The following is a 2,321-nucleotide window of genomic DNA, read 5'->3' on the forward strand; positions in this document are numbered from 1 at the left end:
ATGTCAACGATTACATCGCGATTGTAAGCTATCGCTTATTTTGTTGTTTTAGCCTTGGCATTTGCGGCGTCGACGAGTGGCTTGAGGTAGTCGAGGGAGACGCGCGCCACCCAATCCGGCTCGATGCCGCGCTTGTGGAAGCCGCATTCCATCGACAGGTATCCATCGAAGCCGGTTTCGGCCAAAGCCTCGATCAGCGCCGGCCAATCGCCCTTGCCCATACCCGGCGGCAGGCGCTCGTTGTCGGAGGCGTGGATGTGGACCAGGTCCTTGCCCATGGCATAGGCATAGTCGCTCATCACCTCTTTTTGGGTGATGACGTGATGGGCGTCGAACATCAGCTTGACGTTGGCCAGGCCGACATCCTTCATCATGTCGATCGTGTTGTCGCAGGTATTGACGATATTGCTGTCTTCCGGCGTCGGCTCGATGACGATCTCGACGCCGTAATCCTGCGCGAAGGTCGCGATCTCGGTGATGGCAGCCCTTGCCCAATCCCATGCCTGCCGGTAGGTGGTGCCGAAGATGTACCAGCCGGGCAGGCAGATCAGCCGCTTGCCGCCCCAGTCGGCCGTCAGCTTGACCATGTCCTTGTAATGGTCGATCGCCCAAAGCCGCTCTTCGGGAATGGGAGAGGCGACATTGTTGCCGGGACCGCCGCCATGGGCCGGCAGCATCGCCGCCAGCTCCAGACCATAGTCCTGCAACATCTGGGCAATGTCCTTACGGCGCTGCGCACTGAGCGTCGGCGGGAACACATGCGGGCTGGCGGCGCCGATTTCGACGGCATCATAGCCGATCTTCTTGATCCGCCGGAGGGTTTCCTCAAGCGTATAGGCCGGCAGCCAGGTCGGGTTGCTCGCATAGGGCCAGGTGTGCATCGCAAGCTTGATCGTCATCGAACGTCTCCTCAGACAGCCGCCTGCTTGATCTTTTCCCAGGCGCCTGTCTGGCCCGAGACGAGAATGGCATCGGCAATGCGTTCGATCTGAACACCGTCCTTGAAGTCGGGCGACGCCGGCTTGTTTTCGGCAATGGCCTTGAGGAAGTTGTACCATTCGATCGACTTGATATCGATGTAGCCCTGCCCCATACCGGCAACCGGCCAGAGCTTGTCGCCGAAGGGCTGGTTCGGACCGGAATAGATCGTGCGGAAGCCGAAGGCGTCGGCCGGATCATCGGCAAAGGCAACACGCAGTTCGTTCAGACGCTGGTAATCAAAGGCGATCGATCCGCGCGTTCCATGGATTTCGAAGCCCAGCTGGTTGTGATGGCCCCAGGAGTTGCGGGTCACTTCGATCGTGCCATGCGCTCCGCTGGAGAACTTGATCATCGTCAGCGCCGTGTCGTCGACGTCGACCTTGCCCTTTTCCGTCGATGCAGCCCCGCTCGGACCAAAAAAGCGACCTGCCGGCAGCGGCCGTTCCGGAATGAAGGTCTTGACGATGGCGCTGACCTCCGCGAACTCACCGACCAGCAGGCGCGCTGCATCGATCACATGCGTGCCGATATCGCCAAGCGTGCCGGAACCCGCCAGAGCCTTGTTGAAGCGCCAGGAAAGCGGCTTTTCCGGATCAGCGCCCCAATCCTGCAGATAGTAGCCACGGAAGGTCAGGATGTCGCCGATGCGGCCTTCCTCGATCAGCTTCTTGGCCATCTGCAGCGCCGGCGTATGGCGATAGTTATAGGACACCATCGTCACGATGCCGGTCTCGTTGGCTGCCGCCAACATCGCCTCGGCCTCTTCGACCGTCATCGACATCGGCTTTTCGCACATGATGTGCTTGCCGGCCTTGGCAGCCGCAATGGCGATCTCCGCATGCGTGCTGTTGGGCGTGCAGATGTCGACGATATCGATGTCCGGGCGCGAGACGACGTCGCGCCAGTCGGTCGCGTATTCCGTAAAGCCATATTGTTTGGCCGCGTTCTGCGCCAATTCCTCGTCGATGTCGACAACCACCTTGCGCTCGATTTCAACCGGAGAACCGAACAGGATCGGCACCACCGCGGTCGCAATCGAGTGAGCCTTTCCCATAAAGCCCGTACCGATCAGCGCAACATTCAACTTCTTCACCGCAAAAGCCTCCATATGGCGCGGAAGGCGTTCCGCACCTGATCAACCCAGAGACCGGACATCACGTCGGGCCCGTCAAGAAACTGTAATGTTAACGTATACAACACGAGAAAAACCCAATGTCAACGATTACATTGGAAAAGTGATCGGGGAAATCATGCGACCAGAACAGCCATGTGGACAAAACCAAAAGCCCCACCCGCCAACAGCAGTGATCACCGTCGCAAAAGCCACCAAACAGGCGCGC

2 protein-coding genes are annotated in these 2,321 nt (G+C 59.2%); both read right to left on the minus strand.

All coding sequences use genetic code 11. The annotated features are described in order from the left end of the window. Window positions 1-35: 35 nt before the first annotated feature. Window positions 36-899 carry a sugar phosphate isomerase/epimerase family protein gene (locus tag CO666_RS33280; RefSeq protein WP_097616185.1) on the minus strand — a complete coding sequence of 288 codons (864 nt, stop codon included), beginning with the start codon at window positions 897-899 and terminating at the stop codon, window positions 36-38. Between the two features lie 11 nt (window positions 900-910). Then, window positions 911-2,074, minus strand: a complete 1,164-nt coding sequence (locus CO666_RS33285; RefSeq protein WP_179869803.1) for a Gfo/Idh/MocA family protein — start codon at window positions 2,072-2,074, stop codon at window positions 911-913. Between the last annotated feature and the right edge of the window lie 247 nt (window positions 2,075-2,321).

This window comes from Rhizobium chutanense (assembly GCF_002531935.1).
Taxonomy (GTDB): Bacteria; Pseudomonadota; Alphaproteobacteria; order Rhizobiales; family Rhizobiaceae; genus Rhizobium; species Rhizobium chutanense.

What these genes read in the sequence shown, in the direction of transcription:
- CO666_RS33280 (WP_097616185.1), bottom strand. Translation starts at nt 899, where the DNA reads ATGACGATCAAGCTTGCGATGCACACCTGGCCCTATGCGAGCAACCCG.